Source organism: Rhizobium sp. PRIMUS64 (assembly GCF_023006465.1).
Classification (GTDB): domain Bacteria; phylum Pseudomonadota; class Alphaproteobacteria; order Rhizobiales; family Rhizobiaceae; genus Rhizobium; species Rhizobium leguminosarum.
On the sequence record NZ_JALBGX010000047.1, the window covers coordinates 27,877 to 49,280 of the forward strand.

The following is a 21,404-nucleotide window of genomic DNA, read 5'->3' on the forward strand; positions in this document are numbered from 1 at the left end:
TCGTGAAAAAATGTCCTTACATCAAGGCGTATACCAGATCGGCGAGGTGTAAGCGCGTTCGGTGACGGTCATCCGCGTCCCCTCCAGCGGCTTGACGCCGAACCGCTTGGCGTCATAGGCGGTCCAGCGCGGTGTCGGAATCTCAATGACGCGCCCGTAATAGAAGGCCTTCTGCTTCGGATCGAAGCCCGGATCCTTCCAGACCGCGATCAATTCCGGTGCGCCGATGGTATTGGTCCAATTGGCATTCCCGATGTCCACAGTGTTGCCGACCGGCGGCACCTTGCCGTCGGCGCCCGGCTTGCGGTCGCCGCCCCAGACAACGTCGTAAACCTCTTCGTGGGTCTCGCCGTTCTCGTCGAGCCAGCCCTTCACAATCTGGTAGCGGTCGAGATTGGCCCCGATCGGATCCCTCAGCGCAGCGACGAGGAATGTCGGCGCCCTACCTTCCGGGGCGGTAGTGAGGTCGCCGCCCATAGGCACGCCCTTGCTATATCCGACAGCGCCGGGATTGCGGCTCTGGGCATCGGCTGGCTCGAAGTCCCAGCCGCCAAAGAAGCGCACGGTCATTCGTGGTCCAGTAGTGGCGTAAGTCTCCTTGCGCTGCATCGCATCCCAGATCGACTCTCGGGTATTTTCCATCGCCCAGACGGCGGCATAACCCGACGCGCCCACTTCCCAATCCATGACCATGATATTCGTTTTAGGATTTTTTACGAAAGTCGCCGTGAGACGCTCCGGGCTTGGCTCTTGCGGCGTGGTCTTGCCGAAGAAGTTTTCCTCCTCCATGGCCGCAAGTCCTGTATGCGCATCGGAACTGCCGACCAAGCCGAACTTATACGGATTCGTGCCAAGCTGCGCTTCGAGCTTGAGGCCATTTCGCAATGCGGACCGCGTATATTCGAACTCGAGCATATCCGGAGTTTTGGGGACGCTGGCATCGAGATTGCCGAAATCCCAGATCTCGAAATCGGCGAACTCGTCGTTTGGAGACAGAGTGGGATGGGCCTCACCGGTACCCTTCGTCTGGCTTGTCTCGTAGAGACGTTCCCACTTTGCACGCTCCTCGACATATTCTTTGTCGACCGGCTTGCCAGTGAATGACTCGATCATCGGAAACATGCGACCGTTAGACAGGTTGCCGTTATGGGCGATCGCCAGCACATTGCCGCCTGTCTTCTCTTCATACGCCTGCATCCATTTCCACAGGTCGCGGGGGTTGTCACTGCCCAACGGCTTCAGGGTCGTGTAGGGAACGACCTGATCCGCCTTGTCGCCGTTGTCGCGGAAGATCACATTGCGATGCAGATTGTTTCCTGAAGTGTTCGAGGTCCACTCGTAGCCGATAAAGGCGGTGAATCGGCGGGGATCGTTGTACTCTTCGGCGGCTTTTACCGTATCCTGCCACGCTGTCTTGTAGGGACGCGTCTCCGGGCCATAGATCATCGACTTAGGAAGCGTTCCCTTGCCGAAGCTGAAGATGATCTCCAGTGCTGCCGTGCCGCCGTCACCCGACTTGATCATATCGTACCAAGTCTTGGCCTGCGGATCGGCGATAACATCCGGCTTGCCAGCAAAAAGATCAGGAAACATGCCCATATTATCGGAATGGTCTGCGACCACCAGGAAATCGAGTGGCCGCGACAGCTTGGCCGGTTGGCCGCTCGACGCCATGATTTCCTCACCGCGCGCGAAGCGATATGCATCGCGGGGCGTCAGCCTCGCACCGAATGCCCCGGCATCAAACGACGCTCCGGTGTGTAAATGAGTGTCGCCGAAAAACGGCCGGGTCGGAAAGTTACGCCCTGCATAGGGCGAATAGGCCGGCTTGCTGGCAAACGCCCTATTGGCGGTGGCCTTATCGAGCGCGCCGATATCCGTGGCCTCCTGGGCTGCGGTCGCCAAGGGAAAGCCCAGACTGATGAGCCCGGCAAGAATCAGCTTCACGGATGTGTTTTTCATCGTTCCCCCCTTTTTCTTCCGCGTCATACTGACATCGCCTGACGGGGCATCCTTTGATCTGCCTCAACGACAGGACCCCTGCCTCCCGGTCCTCGGTCATCTCTAGGCGTGTTGTCGTGAATGCGGCCTCAATCATAGCACGCCGCCAAAACCTGTTCAGTCTCTCATTTTACAACCTCCAGAAGAAATCTAACTCATGTAGCATCTGGGTTCTGCAAACGCATCGCGGCCTGCCGGTTTGGCTTTGGCCGAGAACTGTACGTTGAACGAGCATGATGGGCATGGCGGTCGTTGGCGCTTCTGCAAATACCTCAACGGCCCATCTATGTCGGATCCATCTGAAACCGGACGTTGCAGTTTGTGAGCAGAGGACATAATTATCTCAAAGGCCTGCAATCCACGCTTGAATCAGGCCGTGAAATATCCAAATCAAAGATGCAAAAGCAAAGAGAAGGGTTGGCGGCGAATGAAGATCATCGCATACCTCATTGCCGCTCTCTTTTTCGTCGCCATTGGATCGGTTACCGGCGAACTGCCTTGGTTCCTTGTCATCGGAATGCTGTTTTCCGCCCCTCTGGAAAGGCTTTTCATCTGGCTGTTCATCGATCCGGACTTTGAGAAGCGCCAGCGTCGTCTGGCCGAACGGCCCGTCCAGCGCTCCCAGGATCAGAACAATCCCTCGATATAACCTTGATCGTTGAGGAAAATCCGTTCCGCCGACGGCGATTTTGGCAGGCCGGGCATTGTCATGATTTCGCCGGTGATGGCGACGACGAAGCCGGCTCCCGCCGAAAGCCGCACTTCCCGCACGGTGACGATGTGGCCTTCCGGCGCGCCGCGCAGGTTCGGATCGGTGGAGAAGGAATATTGCGTCTTCGCCATGCAGATCGGCAGCTTGCCGTAACCCTGCTCTTCCCATGTCTGCAACTGGTCGCGCACCGCCTTGTCGGCAGTCACCTCGCCGGCGTGATAGATCTTCGAGGCGACGATCTCGATCTTCTCGAACAGCGAAAGATCGTCGCCGTAGAGCGGCTGGAATTTCGCCTGCCCGGATTCGGCCATTTCGACCACCTTGTGCGCCAGGTCCTCGATGCCGGCCGAACCCAGCGCCCAGTGGCGGCAGAGGATCGCCTCGGCGCCCAGTCTCGAGACAAATTCCTTGACTGCCGCGATCTCGGCGTCGGTATCCGAGACGAAATGGTTGATCGCCACGACGACGGGCACGCCGAAACGGCGCACATTGGCGACGTGCCGGCCAAGATTGGCGCAGCCCTTCTTCAGCGCTATGACATCCTCCGTGCCGAGATCTTCCTTCTTCACCCCGCCATTCATCTTCAGCGCCCGGACGGTCGCGACGATGACCGCCGCATCCGGCTTCAGCCCGGCCTTGCGGCATTTGATGTCGAAGAATTTCTCGGCTCCGAGATCGGCGCCGAAGCCTGCTTCCGTCACCACATAGTCGCCGAGCTTCAGCGCCGTCTTTGTCGCCGTTACCGAATTGCAGCCATGGGCGATGTTGGCGAAGGGCCCGCCATGCACGAAGGCCGGATTGTTCTCCAGCGTCTGTACCAGGTTCGGCTGCATCGCATCTTTCAACAGCACCGCCATGGCGCCGTCGGCTTTCAGATCGCGCGCATGCACCGGCGTCCGGTCGAAACGATAGCCGATGATGATGTCGCCGAGCCGCCGCTCCAGATCCTTGAGATCGGTGGCAAGGCAGAGGATCGCCATCACCTCGGAGGCGACGGTGATGTCGAAGCCGCCCTGGCGCGGAAAGCCGTTGGCAACGCCGCCGAGCGAAGAGACCATGCTGCGGAGTGCCCGGTCGTTCATGTCCATGACCCGCCGCCAGGTGATGCGGCGGATGTCGATATTCTCTTCGTTGCCCCAGTAGATGTGGTTATCGACCATCGCCGCCAGCAGATTGTGCGCCGAGGTGATCGCATGGAAGTCGCCGGTGAAATGCAGGTTGATGTCTTCCATCGGCACGACCTGCGCGTAACCGCCGCCGGCCGCCCCGCCCTTGACGCCGAAGCAGGGGCCGAGAGAAGCCTCACGAATGCAGACAATCGCCTTTTTGCCGATCCGGTTCAGCCCGTCGCCGAGCCCGACGGTGGTCGTCGTCTTGCCCTCGCCCGCCGGCGTCGGATTGATCGCGGTGACGAGGATCAGCTTGCCGTCCTTCTTGCCTGTCTGCGCGGCGATGAACTCGGCGCTGACCTTTGCCTTGTCGTGACCATAGGGAGCGAGCTGCTCGACCGGAATGCCGAGCTTCGCCCCGATCTCGAAAATCGGCTTCTTGGCTGCGGCGCGCGCGATCTCGATATCGGATTTGATGGATGGCATGAATGTTCCCCGTCCCGACCTCCGCAGACGCGGAGTTATTTGTTCTCTCTTTATCGGGATAGCGAAATATCGGCGGGGTGTGAATAGCGCCGCGCCTTGCGGCCGCCACGCCGGATGTTTATGTGGCGGGCAACGATCGCGGTTTTACAGGGTGAAGACATGAAAGCACTGGAACTCATCATCGAGCGCATCATCCTGTCGAGCCGCTGGATCCTCGTCGCCTTCTATATCGGCCTGGTAGCGGCGCTCGCCGTCTACGCGGTTTCCTTCGGCTACAAGCTCCTGAAGATCGCCTCCGGCGTCTTCGCCCTCGACGAGGCGGAGATGATCCTTGCCATGCTCAGCCTGATTGATGCGGCCCTCGTCGCCAGCCTGATCGTCATGGTGATGATCTCGGGCTACGAGAATTTCGTCAGCCGCTTCGACGAGGCCAGCGAGGCCGACAACGAGGTCTCCTTCCTCGGCAAGCTCGATTCAGGCAGCCTCAAGATCAAGGTCGCCTCCTCGATCGTCGCCATCTCCTCCATCCACTTGCTGCAGGTCTTTCTCAACGCCGACCAATACGAGGACGGCAAGATCATGTGGCTCACGCTGATGCACCTCGCCTTCGTCGCCTCCGCCGTCATGCTCGGCTTCCTGGAGAAGCTCATGAGCGTCACGTCAAAGAACGATTTGAAGGATAAGGCTTAGAGGACGGCACAGGGGCCCTTTGAGCGGGTGAACAAGCAGCTGCCCGACGCAAAACGCCGCGCTATGCTCTTTCGCGTCCCGATATCAATTGACCGAAGCAGCAGCAGGAACGGTCTCTGCTTCAGCTTTTCTGGGGCATCGAAGGCTTTCCTTGGCATCCGGCCCACACAGGTGATAACCGGGCTCCTCATCATAAGGGATGATCCCATTGATGATGCCGAGATCGAGCGCCTGAGAACGAAGTATTTTCCGTTGCTCAATTGATGTCGCAAGCATCATGGTCTCGTATGTCTCGGCCCTGACGCCCATCTCGTCGAAGTAGGCGAAGAATTTCGTATATTCAGCCGCCGTGGGTCTGACGAGGCCGATAGCGGAATATCCGACAATCCGCGGCGTTCCGCTCGTCAAGACAACAGTACAGGTCGAAAGGCAGTACGCACGGCCGGCAAAGACTTCACCCTCGGTCGGTCCGCTTTTGGCGATGCTGGCTATGCAACGCGGATCCAGCTTAGGACAATTCGGCAATTGCGTTCTGCCAATTGATGTCTCCAGACCTGCCGCACGGATCATACGCCCCGTCGCGAAAGCCGCATCCATGTCCCCGCCATTAGACTGAAGGACGACCGGCAGCTTTCTTTCGCCGAGCGTCGTCAACATCGCCTTCAGCCGAGCCGGCGTGTCCGGCGTGATGTCTCCATCCGCGGAAATCCACTGCGTGCACTCCTCCTGGCAATTGCCATTGTACATCAGGAGAAAGTCCATCGGTCGGGTTCTCGGCAGTCTCTCGCTTATGTCTGCGGCCGCATCCTGCACGGGCGACTCAAACACCGGCGTCTCAGATACAGGCGCCTTAGCCGCCACGGGCGCTTCGGCTACCGGATGGCCGTGACACACAGCTTCGGCCGCTGCATCCGGCGCGCAGAGCGGCATGCCGGGCCACTCATTGTAAGACAGCATGTCCGTGATGAGACCTGTTCGAAGTGCCTCTGCAGCCGGTACGATATTGATGTTGTCAGGCGTGGCGCTCATCATCAGACCGATCACATCTTCGCTGACGCCCATTTCTTTCAAATAGGCCGTCAAGGCAGCGGTAGCCTTCTTTCCAAGCTTGGTGGAACTGCTCTGCCCCGCCACCTTGCGCCCAACCTCCTTGCGGGAGATTTCCTTCTTCTTGCCGTTCACGATCTTGTATTCGATGCGATAGGAAACACGCACCTTGTTGTAGACGGTCGTGATCTGGTGGACGCCGATAAAGGCCCATTGCGACGAGACACGCGACGCACCGCCCGCTAACGCCAGCGGACAGGCGGAAAGACAGTATGCACCAGCAGAATAAGTGTAGCCGCCCGAGGCACCGTCCTTCGCAATAGCGGCTTCGCAGCGCGTATCCCCAACGGGGCACCCCTTCAGCCGCGTACCGCCTACCGCCGTTTCCAGCCCGGCCTTGCGAATTATCCGGCCCATCGCATAGGCGGCATCGACATCGCCACCCTCCGAACGGAAGACGACAGGCAACTTCCGGCCGCCGATCTTCTTGAGAATTTTTCTCAGCCGCGCGGGGGTATCGGACGTTATGCGTCCCTCCGCCGATATCCATTCCGGACAGTTTTCCTGGCAGAGAAAACTACGCACGAGGATGAAGCTCATGGGCGGCTGTGCTGCCTTCTTCTTCTCGGCAGCCTGCGAGGTTACCGCTCCGATCGGTAAGGTCAAAAGGAGAAAAACAAGTAATGATCTGGAAAATAGACACTTCACCAAAAAGGAAACTGCAAAGCGCACGATTAAATTGCCTCAGTTGTACTGAACATACGCTTAGCAATTGGATTGAACACCAGCAAGCCGGATTTCGACGCCCGCTGCGGCCCTCTTAGGCTTGTTCTCTCATTCGCAATCCGGCTTACATGGCGCCCCGCTGCGGCAGTGTTCACGCAGTTCATCTGCTCCAGCGCAAAGCGCTGCAGGTGGACCGGCCCATCGCCTTTACGCCGGTGCGAGAAGACCGGAGTTCTCATCGAACTCACTCAGGTGATTCTCCGCCTGCCCTGCTGCGTGAGGCCATAGCTATGCCGTCACGAAGCGCCTCAAGATACCGCAACGTTATCTTTGCAAGTCGAAACTCAATCAGAGCGCGATCTCCCGTGGCTAATTTCTCACAATTTGAATGAATCGGCCTGCCTTAAGTTAATTGGGGCTAGCATCCTGCAGATTTTCTGTGTTTGATAGCGGTAACATTGAGGCTGCCGGAGGCGTACAAATGTCTTACATGACTACCTCTGAAAGACAGTCATTGCTTTCGGCAGAGCTTGCGACCGCTCGAACGCGCAGCCTTTTTGCGCAGGCGCTCGGCAGGGTTTCCACAGCCTTCGGATTGTCGCATGCGACGCTGATGCACGCCCCCTCCCCCGAAGACCTTCTCTTGAAACCTCTGCTGATCGAGAGCTCGCTTCCGGCCGCCTATGTCAGGGATTTCGACCGCGCCCACATGATGCGCGGCTGCCCTTTCGGCCTAAGGCTGAGGCAGTCCGCTGTGCCGCCGGCTTGGCACCTCAACGACGCCGTCAGTGGTCAGGCCTTTCCCGCCGAACTGCGCGCCCTGATGTTGCGCCATGCCATACCGGCAGGCGTTGCCATGCCGACCATCGCAGCCGACGGCCAGCGCCTGGTCTTTTGGTTCTGCGGCGAGCGCACCGCACTCGGCCAGAGCGAGATCAACGAGCTGGTAATGATCATTCTCCATGCACTCGATGCATACAATGCAGTCAAGCGCAACGAGGAATGCGCGCATACCGCGCTATCGAACCGAGAACTAGAAGTTGTGCGATGGACGGCCCAGGGCAAGACCTCGATCGAAATCGGCCAGATCCTGACGCTCTCGGACCATACGGTGAACGCCTATATGACGAATGCGATCAAAAAACTCGATTGCGTCAACCGCACCCAGTTGGTAGCTAAGGCAATTCGATTGAAGCTGATCAACTGAGGAATCGGAAGAGAGTCGGCACGTCGTCCCGTGATCTGGGGGAATCGTGCCTCTTCACTTCGAACAGCCCGTCATTGACAAGACAGAACAATCCCGCGCCCACATTGGCATTACCGATGCGGACGTCGTCCAGATGCTCGCTGCCTACCGTCTTTTTGGCTTTTGGCGCATCGACATCGAGACAGGACATTTCTTTGCAAGCGAGGATGTCCACGCGATCTTCGGCCTCCCTTACAGCGACGGCCCTGTCAACCTGACAGAGCTGATGTCGCGCATCCACGAGGAAGACCGCAGCCTGATCGCCCAAACCTTCGAAGAAGCAAGCCTTCACGGCGTCGGCTTCCATTTCGTCTATCGCGTCGACAATCGGCTTGGCGGCTATAAGCTGGTGCGCAGCGTCGGCCGCTTCCGTGACGATGAAAGCGGCGGCGGCATCGTCGGCGTCACCTATGAATTCGTCGAAAGACTGCGCGTCGTCGGCTTCGAGGACAACACGATACCCCGCTGATTCAACAACGATAGCGCGTCCTGCTGGACGCGCAGGATCCAAAGCATGTCGCGCGACACCGACATGCGTAAAATCAAAGAGCCAAAGCGCGAGGAGCGAATCTGAAAGATCGCGACGCGCTTTAGCGGTCGAGCACTGAACGGATCTCGACGAGGTTCGAGCGCACCCTCAGAATATAGAAGCCCATCGTGGCGAGATGGCTCGGCATGATCCAGCCATCCTCACGCCCGTTCGAGATGATCGCCGGCTGAATGCGCAGCGCCGACTGGAACTGCCGCATGGTCCCCCCCCAGATCGCTCCGAGATTGCGTTCCGCCACCACCTGCGAGAAATCCGCCTGAGCCGCCGCCATGATCGCGTAATAGCCATAGAGCTGGCCGTAGGCGAACCAGAACCGGTCGTCGGCACGTGTATCGAACCAGCCACGGTTGTGGTTTTCCGAACGCTCGGCGAGCATGTCGGAGGTGCCGCCGAGATCGTTGGCGATGCGGTCGATGAATTGGACGAGATTGTCGGCACGTCCGTCGAAAATGGCGTTGCAGAGGGCGAGATCGGTGTTGAACTTGCGCAGGCTGCCGATCGCCGAGCGATAATAGGAAGGCGTCGGCGTCTTCGGCCCGAAGGGATTGAGCCCGAAATACCAGCTATATTCGTCGAACTGCAGGTTGCCACGTGCGTTCTGCAGGTCGTTGTTGATGCCCGATGTGCCGCGCACACGTCCGAGCGTATCGACAAGCTCCACCGAGGTTCGCCGGACCGCCTGGTTGACGCCGCGTTGGAACGACGCCTTGTTGTCGAGGAAGGGCGTGTGATCCCAGTCGATGCCGAAGAAACCCATCTTGTAGAACACCATGGAGGAGATCCATGCGTTCTGGTTGACATTGAAATCGGTCAGATCGGCCGCGACGTCGACGATCGCCGAGCGCTGGCAGGTCTTCGGCGCCGTCGTATTGGCGCCCTCGGCGACCGGCACTTCCTGCCCGGCGGCAACCTTGCGTTCGGAAAGCCGGTACTGGTCGACAAAGGCGGTGTTAAAATTCGACCAGACCTGCGTCTCCCAGAAGAAATAGCCGTAGAGCGCGACCAGCAGCGCCACGAACGCGATGACCGGCAACCGGATCATCCAGCTCCGGCGCTGATACCAGTCGTGCGCGGCAAGAAAGGGCCAGAAGGCCCAGGCGGAAAACAGGCGGGCCCAGCGGCCGATCATCTGGCCGATCAGCCTGAAAAAACCGGCTATCCGGTCAAGCATCGTCGTCTCCTGTCAGGCGAGGCGAACATCGGGACATTGCCGCCCCGCTGCATCCCACATATGCGCTCGATGGGCCGAGCACAACACGAGCCCTTCGATTTTCCGGAATGAAAGCATTGGGAAGAGGGGTATTGTCTGCGCCTGTGGGTCAGGAGCGCAGGAAAGGCAGGCTGAAACGGAAGGACCTGCGCGCTGTGTCGATCAGAGGTGCTCCCGATGTTTCCGGCGGCAGTTCGGCATAGGTCGGGAACCTTCTGGCGAATTCGAGATCGACACGGCTCTTGCGCCGCTCCAGATCCTGGGCGACCAGCATGCCCTTCTCGAACAGCCTGATCGGCGCAGCGATATCAGGAAAGAGTTCCGGCTTGATCCTCACCTTCATGCCTGGCCGGTCGGTATCGACCTGCGCCTGGTAGATGATCAGCCGCTCCTCTACGTCGATCAACAGCTTGCGCAGCAGCAGGTTGCAGACAGCGATCCGACCATTCAGCGAATCGACAAAAGCCTGGAACAGGCCGATGAAGCGCTCACGCCGCTGGCTGTCGTCGCGCATCTCGTGTTCCCCGGCGGAAATCCGCTCGGCTTCCGCCTTCAGCGCCCGCCGCTCCGCCTCCATCTGCTCCCAGTGCGCCCTGTTACCATAGACGCCGATACGGCCTTGCGTCGTCAGCGCCTTGGCATTGAGCTCCTTCATCTTGAGACGGGCGATATCGATGGAAACGACCAGTCGGCGCCTTTGCTCGACGATGTCGACGAGGTTGAGTTCGGCTGCCCTGTGCCGTTCGGTGAGCGCGGCGCGCTGGCCGGCGATCAGCCTGGCGAGCGCGTCCGATTTCGTCAGAAGGTCGAGCAGCCGTTCGATGACCGGCGCCTCGCGCACGCGTTCCGTATACATGCGCCACATCCGCTGGCGCGACACCCAGCCGGCCATCTTCTCACGCGGCGTCAGCCCCCGGAAACTATCGAGATCGGCAGAAACCTCGGCCGTCAGCCGGTCGAGGGAAAAAACCAGCTCGGCCAGTTGGGCGTCAAGCGTCGCAGCATCGGCGATATGTGCTTGGAAGCGGGCATTCTGCTCGAGGAAGACCTCGTCGGCCGACCGTGTTTCGTCGCCGCCGAAGGCGCCGATCGCGGCCACGCAATAGGACCCCTCGGCCGCAATCCTCTCGGCAAGGCTGTCGGCGGCTTCGTACTGGCTGTCGAATGGCGGGGGTTTGCGCACCTGATCTCTCCAGGGAATCTCCTGACCCCAAGCTAGTCGCTTGCGGCGCCAAAGAAAACAGGCGGCGTCGCCGGCTTCAGACCGGCTCGGCGATCCAGGCACCGTTCATCGCGTCGTCCCAATGCCTGCGGCAGAGCGAGACATATTTCTCGTTGCCGCCGACATCGATCTGGGCGCCTTCGTGCAACACTTTTCCTTCTCCGTCGAGCCGCACAACCATCGTCGCCTTGCGCCCGCAATGGCAGATCGTGCGCACTTCGCGCATTTCGTCGGCGATCGCCAGCAGTTCCTGCGAGGCTGGAAACAGCTTGCCCTGGAAATCGGTTCTCAGCCCGTAGACCATCACAGGGATTCCGAGCCTGTCGACGACGCGGGCAAGCTGCCAGACATGGACAGGCGTCATGAAATGCGCCTCGTCGACGAAGATGCAGGAAATCGGTGCTCCTTCGCCGCTCAGCGTCGCAACCAACCGGAACAGATCCTCATGCGGCTCGAAGGGAATGGCGCTCGCCTCCAAGCCGATCCGCGAGCCGATGACGCCTCGGCCCGCGCGCTCGTCGAAAGCGGCGATCAACTGCACCGTCCGCATGCCGCGCTCCTGGTAATTATAGGAGGCCTGCAGCAGCATCGTCGACTTGCCGGCGTTCATCGTCGAGTAGTTGAAATAGAGTTTTGCCATCCGATTTCTCCTTAATCGGCTTATTGAAAGCTTGGAATGGCAAAGAAAAGCCCCGTGACGGCGATAATCACAGGAATCCACGCTCAAAAACCGCCAAAAGCCCAGAAACTAAGGCGTCGCGAAAAAATCCACCGACGTCGCAATCGCATGGGTCGATACGACGCAAACGCACTGAGGTCGCTTGTCAAACTCGGCTATTGATGGTTGGCTTGGGAACTTAAAGACTGGGAGTCTAAAATGAAAACAACAAGCACGTTCAAACTCGTTACCGCAACTGCCGTCGCCGCCCTCTCCGTTGCGACCGCCGCCTTCGCCGCCGATCCCGACAGCTGCTCCACCGTTCATTTCTCGGACGTCGGCTGGACGGATATCACCGCTACCACCGCCACAGCATCCGTCGTCCTGAAGAGCATCGGCTATCAGACCGACATCAAGGTTCTCTCGGTGCCGGTCACCTACACCTCGCTGAAGAACAAGGACATCGACATCTTCCTCGGCAACTGGATGCCGACACAGGAAAAGGACGTCCGGCCCTATCTCGACGACAAGTCGGTCGAATCCTTCGGCCCCAACCTCGTCGGCGCCAAGTATACGCTCGCCACCAACGCCAAGGGCGCCGAGCTTGGCATCAAGGACTTCAAGGACATCGCCGCTCACAAGGACGAGCTGGATGGCAAGATCTATGGCATCGAGCCCGGCAATGATGGCAACCGCCTCGTCATGGACATGATCGAAAAGAACACCTTTGGCCTGAAGGATCTGGAAGTCGTCGAGTCCTCCGAGCAGGGTATGCTCGCTCAGGTCGCGCGCGCCGACAAATCAGGCAAGCCCGTTGTCTTCCTCGGCTGGGAACCCCATCCGATGAACACCAACTTCAAGCTGACCTACCTGACTGGCGGTGACGATATCTTCGGTCCGGATTTCGGCGGCGCCAAGGTCTTCACCAATGTCCGCGCCGGTTATCTCGACGAATGCCCGAATGTCGGCACGATGCTGAAGAACCTGACGTTCTCCCTCGACATGGAGAACCACATCATGGGCAAAATCCTGAACGACGGCAAAGAGCCGGAGGCTGCAGCTTCCGAATGGCTGAAGGCGAACCCCACAGCACTCGAGCCCTGGCTCGCGGGCGTCAAGACCCGCGACGGCAAGGGCGACGCTCTCGCGGCCGCCAAGACCGGCCTCGGCCTCTGATGATACGAACGGGGCGGCTCGCCGCCCCGTTTCATTTTTGTCCGATTGTTGTTTTTCTGGATGGGCGCGCCCTTGAATTGGATCACCGAATTTAAGATTCCCGTTGGCCCCTGGGCCAAATCCTTTGTGGACTGGCTGACCTCGAACGGCGAATGGTTCTTCAACCAGATCGCCTTCCTGCTGTCGAGCGCCATAGACGGCCTGCTCTTCGTGCTGCAGAAGCCTCATCCGCTGATCGTCATCGCGGCCATCACCGCCATCGCCTTTTGGCTGCGCCGCTCGATCGCGGTCGCCGTCTTCACCTGTCTCGGGCTGCTGCTGATCGTGAACCAGGACTATTGGAAGGAAACGACGGAGACGCTCGCCCTCGTGCTGGCCGCCACCTTCGTCTGTATGGTGATCGGCATTCCGCTAGGGATTGCTGCCGCCCGCCGCCCTTGGATCTATGCTGCCATGCGCCCGGTACTCGATCTCATGCAGACCATACCGACATTCGTCTACCTGATCCCGGCGCTCATCCTGTTCGGCCTCGGCATGGTGCCGGGCCTGATCGCCACCGTCATCTTCGCAATCCCCGCCCCGATCCGGCTGACGCGCCTTGGCATCATCTCGACGCCGCCGTCCCTCGTCGAAGCCGCCGTCGCTTTCGGCGCGACGCCGATACAGGTGTTGCGCAAGATCGAGCTTCCCTACGCCACGCCGCAGATCATGGCGGGTCTCACCCAGACCATCATGCTGTCGCTGTCGATGGTCGTCATCGCCGCCCTTGTCGGCGCTCCCGGGCTTGGCGTGCCCGTCGTCCGCGCGCTGAACACCGTCAATATCGCCAAGGGCTTCGAGGCGGGCTTCTGCATCGTCATCCTGGCAATCATTCTCGACCGGATGTTCCGCACGGCGGGTGAAGGAGGCGGTGCATGACCGCGGTAAGCTTTAACAATGTCAGCATCATCTTCGGCGATCGGCCGGAAACCGCGCTTGCCATGGTCGATCAGGGCAAATCGCGCGACGAAATCGGCGCCGCCACCGGCTTGGTGCTCGGCGTCGCCGATGCCTCGCTGACGATCGAGGAAGGCGAGATCCTGGTGCTGATGGGCCTTTCCGGCTCCGGCAAGTCGACGCTGCTGCGCGCCGTCAACGGGCTCGCTCCCGTGGTGCGTGGTGATGTCGCCGTCTCCACGACCACCGGCCCCGTCAACCCTTACAGATGCAATGCCAAGGCGCTGCGGGATCTGCGCACGCACACCGTCTCCATGGTGTTCCAGCAGTTCGCTCTCCTGCCATGGCGCACGGTCGCCGAGAATGTCGGCTTCGGCCTCGAGCTCGCCGGCATGCCGGAAGCCGAACGCAAGCTCCGCGTCGGCGAGCAGCTTGAACTGGTCAACTTGACGAAATGGGCGGGCCGCAAGGTCAACGAGCTTTCCGGCGGCATGCAGCAGCGTGTCGGCCTTGCCCGCGCCTTTGCCACCGGCGCCCCGATCCTGCTCATGGACGAGCCTTTCTCGGCGCTCGACCCATTGATCCGCACCCGCCTGCAGGACGAGCTCCTGGAGTTCCAGCGGCGGCTGAAGAAGACCATTCTTTTCGTCAGCCACGATCTCGACGAGGCCTTCCGCATCGGCAATCGCATCGCCATCATGGAGAGCGGCCGCATCATCCAGTGCGGAACGCCGCACGATATCGTCAAGAACCCCGCAGACCAGTATGTCGCCGATTTCGTGCAGAACCTCAATCCGATCAACATGCTGACGGCGGCCGACGTCATGCAGCCGGGCCTCGGCCAGACTGCCGCCGGCATGAGCGTCAGCGCCACGGCCCGCACCGCGACCCCGCTCATCGATATCCTCGATGCCCTTGCCCGCCAGCCAGGCAGTATCGGCATCGTCGAGAACGGCGCGATCGTCGGCACCATCTCGGCTCAGGATATCGTTGCCGGCCTCACCCGCCATCGCCGCAAGCAGGAAGCTTGATGTTTTCCATCCGCTTTGTCACAAAGTGGATATGAAAGATCAGCCCTCGCCCTTACGCGAAACCGACGACGATGCCCGAAAGCTCGCCCGCGTGCTTCTGCGCTCCGCCAGGCACGCGGCGATTGCCGTTCTCGCCCCCGAAACCGGCTTCCCCTTCGCCAGCCGCGTGCTCGTCGCCACCGATATCGACGGCATCCCCGTCATCCTGGTTTCGCAGCTGTCGGCTCATACCAAGGCGCTCGCCAGAGACCCGCGCGCCTCGCTCCTGACCGGCGAGCCCGGCAAGGGGGATCCCCTTGCCTATCCCCGCCTGACGACCCAATGCCTGGCAGAGCCCATCGAGCACAGCAATCCATTCTACGCGCGGATCCGCGCGCGTTTTCTCGCTCGCCACCCTAAGGCGAAGCTTTATATCGACTTTCCTGATTTCCTATTCTTCCGTCTCAAGCCTGAGCAGGCCAGCCTTAATGGCGGTTTCGGCCGCGCCTACCAACTCGATGGGAACGATCTCGTAATCCAGTCGGCCGCGAATGAGGAGATTGCCGCCAGGGCAACAGAGACAGTGCGAGATTTAGTAGAACGCCACCCCGATGTGGAGGAAAGCCTTGCTACCAGGCTAAAGGCGCCGGAATCGGGTTCTTGGCGCATTTGTGGTGTGGATTCCTCAGGTTTCGACATGATTTCCGGCGATTCTCTGCTGCGATACGAGTTCGAAACCCTCGCGGTGGATGCCGATCACATTTGTTCAAACATATCTAAAATAGCATACTCGATACCTTAAATTTAGGTATATACAATCTTCGAGCCCAGTTGCTAGTTTTTGATGTCAGTCAAAATCCCGGCTGGCGGCCTGCGCCAACACACTTGATGTACGTTTCGCATTAGGAAGATAACATATGGAAACCTCTGATTTGGCCGATCACACGAACGTGGCGGCAGCTTTATTGTCGGCCATGGCAAACCCGAAGAGATTGCTGATCCTGTGTAGCCTGGTGAAGGGCGAAGTAGCCGTCGGCGTGCTTGCGACGCAGGTCGGGCTCAGCCAGTCGGCTCTCTCTCAACACCTGTCGAAATTGCGCGCTCAAAAGCTGGTCAAGACCCGCCGGGACGCACAAACCATCTATTATTCGAGCACCTCCGAGCCGGTCATGAAGATCCTGGCAACGCTCGAAGACATCTACCTCGTGCAGAACCGGAACAGATCCGCCGCTTAATGATAGCGCTGACATGAATGTCGGCCGATGCCAGGCTGCAAGGGAATGTTCCCGGAGGCTTGGCAACGATATTTCAGCACGTGAACCTTATGGCACGACCGGCAAATTTGCGATTTGCCGGTCGTGTCTTTGCGCGCCCGGTCTTTTGCTCCTTTCGCCGGCGGGGAAAGAATTGCAGCCTGATCGCGCTGAAGCGCTCGCCCCGTGATCGACCGAGACAAGTTGAGCTTCCCGTTAGGAACCGTTCTCGGGACTTTTCCCGTTGACGCCTTGGGAAGCCCTGATAATTTGACCGGGCAGTAAAAATATGGGCGTAAAGCCCCGGGAAAGGGCCGACAGCGGCCAGGAGAACAGCATGTCCAATCGCCTCAACGCACCGAACGATCTTCGCGCCTTCTGGATGCCGTTTACGGCAAATCGCCAGTTCAAGAAGGAGCCGCGTATGTTCGTTGGCGCCAAGGACATGTACTATACGACCCATGACGGCCGTCAGGTGCTGGACGGCACCGCTGGCCTCTGGTGCGTCAATGCCGGGCACTGCCGCCCGAAGATCACCGAGGCGATCCGCGAGCAGGCCGGCGAGCTCGATTACGCGCCGGCCTTCCAGCTCGGCCATCCCAAGGCCTTCGAACTGGCAAACCGCCTGGTCGACATTGCCCCGGAAGGCCTGAACCACGTTCTCTATACCAACTCCGGTTCCGAATCCGTCGAGACCGCGCTCAAGGTGGCGCTCGCCTATCACCGGGTGAAGGGCAATGGATCACGGTTCCGCCTGATCGGCCGCGAGCGCGGCTATCACGGCGTCAATTTCGGCGGCATCTCCGTCGGCGGCATCGTCACCAACCGTAAGATGTTCGGCACGCTTCTAACCGGCGTCGATCACATGCCGCACACCCACCAGCCCGGCAAGAACAACTTCACCCGCGGCGAGCCCGAGCATGGCGGCGACATCGCCACCGAGCTGGAGCGTATCGTCACCCTGCATGACGCCTCTACCGTCGCCGCCGTCATCGTCGAGCCGGTGGCAGGCTCCACCGGCGTCTTGATCCCGCCCAAGGGCTACCTGCAGAAGCTGCGCGAGATCTGCACCAAACACGGCATCCTTCTAATCTTCGACGAGGTCATCACCGGCTTCGGCCGCCTCGGCGCCCCCTTCGCCGCCCAATATTACGACGTCAAGCCCGACATGATCACCGCCGCCAAGGGACTGACCAATGGTGTCATCCCGATGGGCGCCGTCTTCGTCACCTCCGAGATCCATGATGCTTTCATGAACGGCCCGGAGCACATGATCGAGTTCTTCCACGGCTACACCTATTCCGGCAACCCGATCGCTTCCGCCGCCGCACTCGCCACGCTCGACACCTATAAGGAAGAGGGGCTGCTGACACGCGCCGCCGAGCTTTCCGACTACTGGGCCGACGCGCTGCATTCGCTAAAGGACTGCCCCAATGTCATCGACATCAGGAACACCGGCCTGATCGGTGCGATCGAACTCGACCCGATCGCCGGCGAGCCGACCAAGCGTGCCTTCACCGCTTTCCTGAAAGCCTATGAAAGCGGCCTGCTGATCCGCACCACAGGCGATATCATCGCGCTCTCGCCGCCGCTGATCATCGAGAAGCACCATATCGACGAGCTCTTCGGCAAGTTGCGGACCATCCTGCAGAACAACATCTGAGAAGCTCTGAAATTTCCGGCAAAAGGGCATGCAGCACGTCAAAGTGTTATAGCGCCGCGCGTCTGAAAGGACGCGCGGCGCTATAAGTCCACGCAGGCCGGTTTGTTGCGAAGCTGGATAGACCTCAGGTCACGGCGGCGACGGAAAGGCAGAGGGCGAATTTCTTCAACAGCCGGCGATCGAAATGCCCTTCGTTACCAAGCATCCATTTCAGTGCTTGGCTCGCGCTCCATGGCGCCCTGTACGGCCGCACCGAGGTGATGGCGTCGTAGACGTCGCAAATCGCAGCAATACGCGCATGGAGGCTGACCTGCGCCTCGGAAAGTTTGCGGGGGTAGCCTTTGCCGTCGATACGCTCATGATGGTTGAGGCATACGTCGAGAACAATCTCCGAAATGCCTTCCTGACGCGACAGGATGGCGTGTCCCTTTTCCGGATGGTCGCGGATCATCTTGATCTCGTCCTCGTCCAGGGGGCCTTCCTTGTTGAGTATCTCGAGCGGAATTTCGAGCTTGCCGACGTCGTGCAGCAATCCCGCTGTGCCGAGCATCTGAACAGTCGTCTCGTCAAGTCCGAGATGACGGCTGAAAAGGATCATCAGCGCGCTCACCGAAATCGAATGCAGGAACGTTGCCTCGTCCTTGGATTTCAGACGCGTAACGCTCAGAAAGACCGTGGGACTCTGATCGATAGACTTGGAGACTGAGGAAATCACCGGCGCCACCTGATCGACGCTGATCCCATCGCCATGCTGGAGCCGACCGAAAATGCTTTCCAGCACTTGCATGGATTTCTGGATGGTCTCGCGTGCCGCCTTGGTGTCGATCTCGATATTGCCACCTGGCAGGCCGTCAATATCCAGGCCTCTGCTGGTGTTGATGATCACGCCTGTCATGCCGTTCTTGCGAAGCTTCTGGGCATCGATTTCACGGCGCAGAAGAAATCTGCGCTTGGACAGAAAGGGATCGTGCCATGCACCCTCGATGGCCTCTACAAACATTCCGGTGCGCACCTGCCTGGCTTCGACCCGCTTGAGCATCCAGCTCTCTATTCCTGAAATAACTCTCTGTTTATTGTCGACCGTTCTTTTGCATCGCAGCAATATATGCGCGAATAATGGTTCTACCCTAATTGGTAGAATCAAATGTTAATCTCGAAACAGAATTCGAATATTCAGAAAGACGAAGAGAGCCTCCGCGAAATTCGCCAGGTTTCATCGGCGCATCGCTGACGCGGGGTACCGGCACCCTCTAGAAATCGGCAGACGGCGTCAAAATCGACGATTTCGGACGATTTCGCACGGGATCGGCTCAATTCTCGTTTCATTTTGCTATCAACTTGCGGAATCTCACCAAAATTCCTAGAAATCTTGCCGTTGCACCCATTCGAGCCAAATATGGCCGGAGGGCGCATTGATCGCGCCGATATCGATCGTCCTTGGCACGGCCTTAGGGCCGTTGAACGATCCGGAAAAGCCGGCGCGACGCTTCATCGCGGGTCGAATGACCCCATCCAAGGAGACAGACAATGACCCTCAAGACATTGACGGCGACCCTCGTCGCGTCACTCGCCTTTGCTCCGCTTGCCCACGCCGATATCACCATCGGCCTGATCGCGCCGCTGACCGGCCCCGTCGCTGCCTATGGCGACCAGGTGAAGAACGGCGCTCAGACAGCCGTCGACGAGATCAACAAGAAGGGCGGGATTCTCGGCGAGAAGGTCGTCCTCGAACTGGCCGACGATGCCGGCGAGCCGAAGCAGGGCGTTTCCGCCGCCAACAAGGTCGTCGGCGACGGCATCCGTTTCGTCGTCGGCCCGGTGACCTCAGGCGTCGCCATTCCCGTTTCGGACGTGCTTGCTGAAAACGGCGTGCTGATGGTCACCCCGACCGCGACCGCCCCTGACCTGACCAAGCGCGGTCTCACCAACGTGCTGCGCACCTGCGGACGCGACGACCAGCAGGCCGAAGTCGCCGCCAAATACGTGCTGAAGAATTTCAAGGACAAGCGCGTCGCCATCGTCAACGACAAGGGCGCCTATGGCAAGGGCCTCGCCGACGCCTTCAAGGCGACGCTGAACGCCGGCGGCATCACCGAAGTCGTCAATGACGCGATTACGCCTGGCGACAAGGATTTCAGCGCGCTCACCACCCGCATCAAGTCGGAAAAGGTCGACGTGGTCTATTTCGGCGGCTATCACCCGGAAGGCGGCCTGCTCGCCCGCCAGCTGCATGACCTCGCCGCCAACGCGACGATCATCGGCGGCGACGGCCTCTCCAACACCGAATTCTGGGCAATCGGCACCGATGCGGTAGCAGGCACCATCTTCACCAACGCTTCGGACGCCACGAAGAGCCCGGATTCCAAAGCCGCAGCCGACGCGCTCGCCGCGAAGAACATCCCGGCCGAGGCCTTCACGCTCAACGCCTATGCCGCCGTCGAAGTGCTGAAGGCCGGCATCGAGAAGGCCGGCAGCGCCGAGGATGCGGAAGCCGTTGCGACCGCGCTGAAGGGCGGCGAAGAAATCCCGACCGCCATCGGCAAGGTCACCTACGGCGAAACCGGCGACCTGACCTCGCAGAGCTTCTCGCTCTACAAATGGGAAGCCGGCAAGATCGTCGCCGCCGAGTAAACCATCGCGGACCGTCGACCACCGGGCGCCCCTATGGCGCCCGGTTTCGTTTTGCGGCACTCGCTTGTGGCGGCAGATCGGTTATAAGTTTCGGAATCGGTTGTAATGTGAGCAATGCCATGACCACCAAGCTCGAACGTCTCATCGACCAGGGCGTCGGCCGCGTGCCGGCCGATATCGTGCTGAAGGGCGGCCGTTTCTTCGATCTCGTTACCGGCGAACTCGTCCTGTCGGACATTGCGATCGGCGCCGATCGCATCGTCGGCACCTCAGGCGATTATGATGGCGAGACCGAAATCGATATATCGGGCAGGATCGTCGTTCCCGGCTTCATCGACACGCATCTGCATATCGAATCTTCGCTCGTCACACCGCATGAATTCGATCGCTGCGTTCTGCCCTACGGCGTGACGACCGCGATCTGCGATCCGCACGAAATCGCCAATGTGCTCGGAACCGCCGGCATCGAATTCTTTCTGGAATCGGCGCTGGAGACGATCATGGACATCCGCGTCCAGCTCTCCTCCTGTGTTCCGGCGACGCATCTCGAAACCTCCGGCGCCGACCTGCCGATCGAGCGCCTCCTGCCCTACCGCCACCACCCGAAGGTCATCGGCCTTGCCGAATTCATGAATTTCCCCGGCGTGATCCACAAGGATCCCGTCTGCATGGCCAAGCTTGATGCCTTCCAGGGCGGCCATATCGACGGTCACGCGCCGCTACTGTCCGGCAACGACCTCAATGGCTACCTCTCGGCCGGCATCCGCACCGAGCACGAATGCACGACTGCCGCCGAAGCGCTGGAAAAGATCCGCAAGGGCATGCATATCCTTGTGCGCGAGGGTTCGGTATCCAAGGATCTCGCGGCGCTGATGCCTATTATCACCGAGCGGCTTTCCCCTTACCTGGCACTCTGCACCGATGACCGCAATCCGCTCGATATCGCCGAACAGGGCCATCTCGATCATATGATCCGCACGGCGATCGCAAGCGGCGTCGAGCCCCTGGCGATCTACCGCGCCGCCTCGATTTCGGCCGCCCGCGCCTTCGGCCTCAGGGACCGCGGCCTGGTCGCGCC

Annotated in this window: 19 protein-coding genes; 12 read left to right on the forward strand and 7 right to left on the reverse strand. The window is 59.9% G+C overall.

Features of this window, described 5'->3' with window-relative positions:
- Positions 1-21 precede the first annotated feature (21 nt).
- Entirely contained in the window at positions 22-1,962 is a 1,941-nt protein-coding gene (locus tag MOV76_RS19315; protein ID WP_247265083.1) for a DUF3604 domain-containing protein, read from the reverse strand.
- Between the two features lie 466 nt (positions 1,963-2,428).
- Between MOV76_RS19315 and MOV76_RS19320 the strand changes: the two genes are divergently transcribed.
- Complete coding sequence (locus MOV76_RS19320) at positions 2,429-2,650, forward strand: hypothetical protein (protein ID WP_047618638.1); 222 nt, start codon at positions 2,429-2,431, stop codon at positions 2,648-2,650.
- On the opposite strand, the gene MOV76_RS19325 is transcribed toward MOV76_RS19320, so the two are convergent.
- Entirely contained in the window at positions 2,629-4,308 is a 1,680-nt protein-coding gene (locus MOV76_RS19325; RefSeq protein ID WP_047618641.1) for a formate--tetrahydrofolate ligase, read from the reverse strand. The two genes, MOV76_RS19320 and MOV76_RS19325, sit on opposite strands and share 22 nt — an antisense overlap.
- Before the next feature lie 159 nt (positions 4,309-4,467).
- Here MOV76_RS19325 and MOV76_RS19330 point away from each other — a divergent pair, with 159 nt between their 5' ends.
- Entirely contained in the window at positions 4,468-4,998 is a 531-nt protein-coding gene (locus MOV76_RS19330) for a TIGR00645 family protein (RefSeq protein ID WP_018446715.1), read from the forward strand.
- Positions 4,999-5,082: 84 nt separating this feature from the next.
- Here the strand turns inward: MOV76_RS19330 and MOV76_RS19335 are convergent, their stop codons facing one another.
- Positions 5,083-6,777, reverse strand: a complete 1,695-nt coding sequence (locus MOV76_RS19335; protein ID WP_247265084.1) for a hypothetical protein — start codon at positions 6,775-6,777, stop codon at positions 5,083-5,085.
- A 475-nt stretch (positions 6,778-7,252) separates the two neighbouring features.
- On the opposite strand from MOV76_RS19335, the gene MOV76_RS19340 reads away from it, so the two are divergent.
- Together MOV76_RS19340 and MOV76_RS19345 are read left to right on the forward strand one after the other, a co-directional pair.
- Positions 7,253-7,978, forward strand: a complete 726-nt coding sequence (locus tag MOV76_RS19340; RefSeq protein WP_018243091.1) for a LuxR family transcriptional regulator — start codon at positions 7,253-7,255, stop codon at positions 7,976-7,978.
- A 46-nt stretch (positions 7,979-8,024) separates the two neighbouring features.
- A complete protein-coding gene (locus MOV76_RS19345) occupies positions 8,025-8,486 on the forward strand; it encodes a PAS domain-containing protein (protein ID WP_018243092.1) in 462 nt (153 codons plus the stop codon).
- Positions 8,487-8,607: 121 nt separating this feature from the next.
- Here MOV76_RS19345 and MOV76_RS19350 read toward each other — a convergent pair whose 3' ends face one another.
- The 3 genes from MOV76_RS19350 to MOV76_RS19360 all read right to left on the reverse strand — a co-directional run bounded on the left by MOV76_RS19350 (position 8,608) and on the right by MOV76_RS19360 (position 11,639).
- Positions 8,608-9,738 carry a DUF2333 family protein gene (locus MOV76_RS19350; protein ID WP_247265085.1) on the reverse strand — a complete coding sequence of 377 codons (1,131 nt, stop codon included), beginning with the start codon at positions 9,736-9,738 and terminating at the stop codon, positions 8,608-8,610.
- Between the two features lie 148 nt (positions 9,739-9,886).
- Positions 9,887-10,960, reverse strand: coding sequence for a hypothetical protein (locus MOV76_RS19355; protein WP_047618649.1), 1,074 nt, complete (start codon positions 10,958-10,960; stop codon positions 9,887-9,889).
- Positions 10,961-11,036: 76 nt separating this feature from the next.
- A complete protein-coding gene (locus MOV76_RS19360; protein ID WP_018243095.1) occupies positions 11,037-11,639 on the reverse strand; it encodes a thymidine kinase in 603 nt (200 codons plus the stop codon).
- A gap of 237 nt (positions 11,640-11,876) precedes the next feature.
- Between MOV76_RS19360 and MOV76_RS19365 the strand changes: the two genes are divergently transcribed.
- The 6 genes from MOV76_RS19365 to MOV76_RS19390 all read left to right on the forward strand — a co-directional run bounded on the left by MOV76_RS19365 (position 11,877) and on the right by MOV76_RS19390 (position 17,695).
- Complete coding sequence (locus tag MOV76_RS19365; protein WP_018243096.1) at positions 11,877-12,833, forward strand: choline ABC transporter substrate-binding protein; 957 nt, start codon at positions 11,877-11,879, stop codon at positions 12,831-12,833.
- A 72-nt stretch (positions 12,834-12,905) separates the two neighbouring features.
- Entirely contained in the window at positions 12,906-13,751 is an 846-nt protein-coding gene (choW, locus tag MOV76_RS19370; protein ID WP_026242356.1) for a choline ABC transporter permease subunit, read from the forward strand.
- A complete protein-coding gene (gene choV / locus MOV76_RS19375) occupies positions 13,748-14,800 on the forward strand; it encodes a choline ABC transporter ATP-binding protein (protein ID WP_047618652.1) in 1,053 nt (350 codons plus the stop codon). The genes choW and choV overlap by 4 nt, the downstream gene beginning before the upstream one ends.
- Before the next feature lie 31 nt (positions 14,801-14,831).
- Positions 14,832-15,581 carry a HugZ family protein gene (locus tag MOV76_RS19380; RefSeq protein WP_047619049.1) on the forward strand — a complete coding sequence of 250 codons (750 nt, stop codon included), beginning with the start codon at positions 14,832-14,834 and terminating at the stop codon, positions 15,579-15,581.
- Between the two features lie 115 nt (positions 15,582-15,696).
- Positions 15,697-16,014 carry a helix-turn-helix transcriptional regulator gene (locus tag MOV76_RS19385; RefSeq protein WP_003561417.1) on the forward strand — a complete coding sequence of 106 codons (318 nt, stop codon included), beginning with the start codon at positions 15,697-15,699 and terminating at the stop codon, positions 16,012-16,014.
- Between the two features lie 355 nt (positions 16,015-16,369).
- Positions 16,370-17,695: an aspartate aminotransferase family protein gene (locus tag MOV76_RS19390; protein WP_047618653.1), complete on the forward strand. Its 1,326-nt coding sequence runs from the start codon at positions 16,370-16,372 to the stop codon at positions 17,693-17,695.
- A gap of 124 nt (positions 17,696-17,819) precedes the next feature.
- Here the strand turns inward: MOV76_RS19390 and MOV76_RS19395 are convergent, their stop codons facing one another.
- The gene (locus MOV76_RS19395; RefSeq protein WP_047618654.1) at positions 17,820-18,734 is read right to left on the reverse strand and encodes an HD-GYP domain-containing protein; all 915 of its coding nucleotides are present in this window, start codon (positions 18,732-18,734) and stop codon (positions 17,820-17,822) included.
- Between the two features lie 488 nt (positions 18,735-19,222).
- Here MOV76_RS19395 and MOV76_RS19400 point away from each other — a divergent pair, with 488 nt between their 5' ends.
- Positions 19,223-20,326 (forward strand): branched-chain amino acid ABC transporter substrate-binding protein, encoded by a 1,104-nt coding sequence (locus MOV76_RS19400; RefSeq protein WP_018243102.1) that lies wholly within the window; start codon positions 19,223-19,225, stop codon positions 20,324-20,326.
- A 119-nt stretch (positions 20,327-20,445) separates the two neighbouring features.
- Positions 20,446-21,404: amidohydrolase family protein (locus MOV76_RS19405; RefSeq protein ID WP_247265086.1), on the forward strand; the 959-nt coding region annotated here is incomplete at its 3' end.

What these genes read in the sequence shown, in the direction of transcription:
- MOV76_RS19315 (WP_247265083.1), bottom strand. Translation starts at nt 1,962, where the DNA reads ATGAAAAACACATCCGTGAAGCTGATTCTTGCCGGGCTCATCAGTCTG.
- MOV76_RS19320 (WP_047618638.1), top strand. Translation starts at nt 2,429, where the DNA reads ATGAAGATCATCGCATACCTCATTGCCGCTCTCTTTTTCGTCGCCATT.
- MOV76_RS19325 (WP_047618641.1), bottom strand. Translation starts at nt 4,308, where the DNA reads ATGCCATCCATCAAATCCGATATCGAGATCGCGCGCGCCGCAGCCAAG.
- MOV76_RS19330 (WP_018446715.1), top strand. Translation starts at nt 4,468, where the DNA reads ATGAAAGCACTGGAACTCATCATCGAGCGCATCATCCTGTCGAGCCGC.
- MOV76_RS19340 (WP_018243091.1), top strand. Translation starts at nt 7,253, where the DNA reads ATGTCTTACATGACTACCTCTGAAAGACAGTCATTGCTTTCGGCAGAG.
- MOV76_RS19350 (WP_247265085.1), bottom strand. Translation starts at nt 9,738, where the DNA reads ATGCTTGACCGGATAGCCGGTTTTTTCAGGCTGATCGGCCAGATGATC.
- MOV76_RS19360 (WP_018243095.1), bottom strand. Translation starts at nt 11,639, where the DNA reads ATGGCAAAACTCTATTTCAACTACTCGACGATGAACGCCGGCAAGTCG.
- MOV76_RS19365 (WP_018243096.1), top strand. Translation starts at nt 11,877, where the DNA reads ATGAAAACAACAAGCACGTTCAAACTCGTTACCGCAACTGCCGTCGCC.
- choV (WP_047618652.1), top strand. Translation starts at nt 13,748, where the DNA reads ATGACCGCGGTAAGCTTTAACAATGTCAGCATCATCTTCGGCGATCGG.
- MOV76_RS19380 (WP_047619049.1), top strand. Translation starts at nt 14,832, where the DNA reads ATGAAAGATCAGCCCTCGCCCTTACGCGAAACCGACGACGATGCCCGA.
- MOV76_RS19385 (WP_003561417.1), top strand. Translation starts at nt 15,697, where the DNA reads ATGGAAACCTCTGATTTGGCCGATCACACGAACGTGGCGGCAGCTTTA.
- MOV76_RS19390 (WP_047618653.1), top strand. Translation starts at nt 16,370, where the DNA reads ATGTCCAATCGCCTCAACGCACCGAACGATCTTCGCGCCTTCTGGATG.
- MOV76_RS19395 (WP_047618654.1), bottom strand. Translation starts at nt 18,734, where the DNA reads ATGCTCAAGCGGGTCGAAGCCAGGCAGGTGCGCACCGGAATGTTTGTA.
- MOV76_RS19400 (WP_018243102.1), top strand. Translation starts at nt 19,223, where the DNA reads ATGACCCTCAAGACATTGACGGCGACCCTCGTCGCGTCACTCGCCTTT.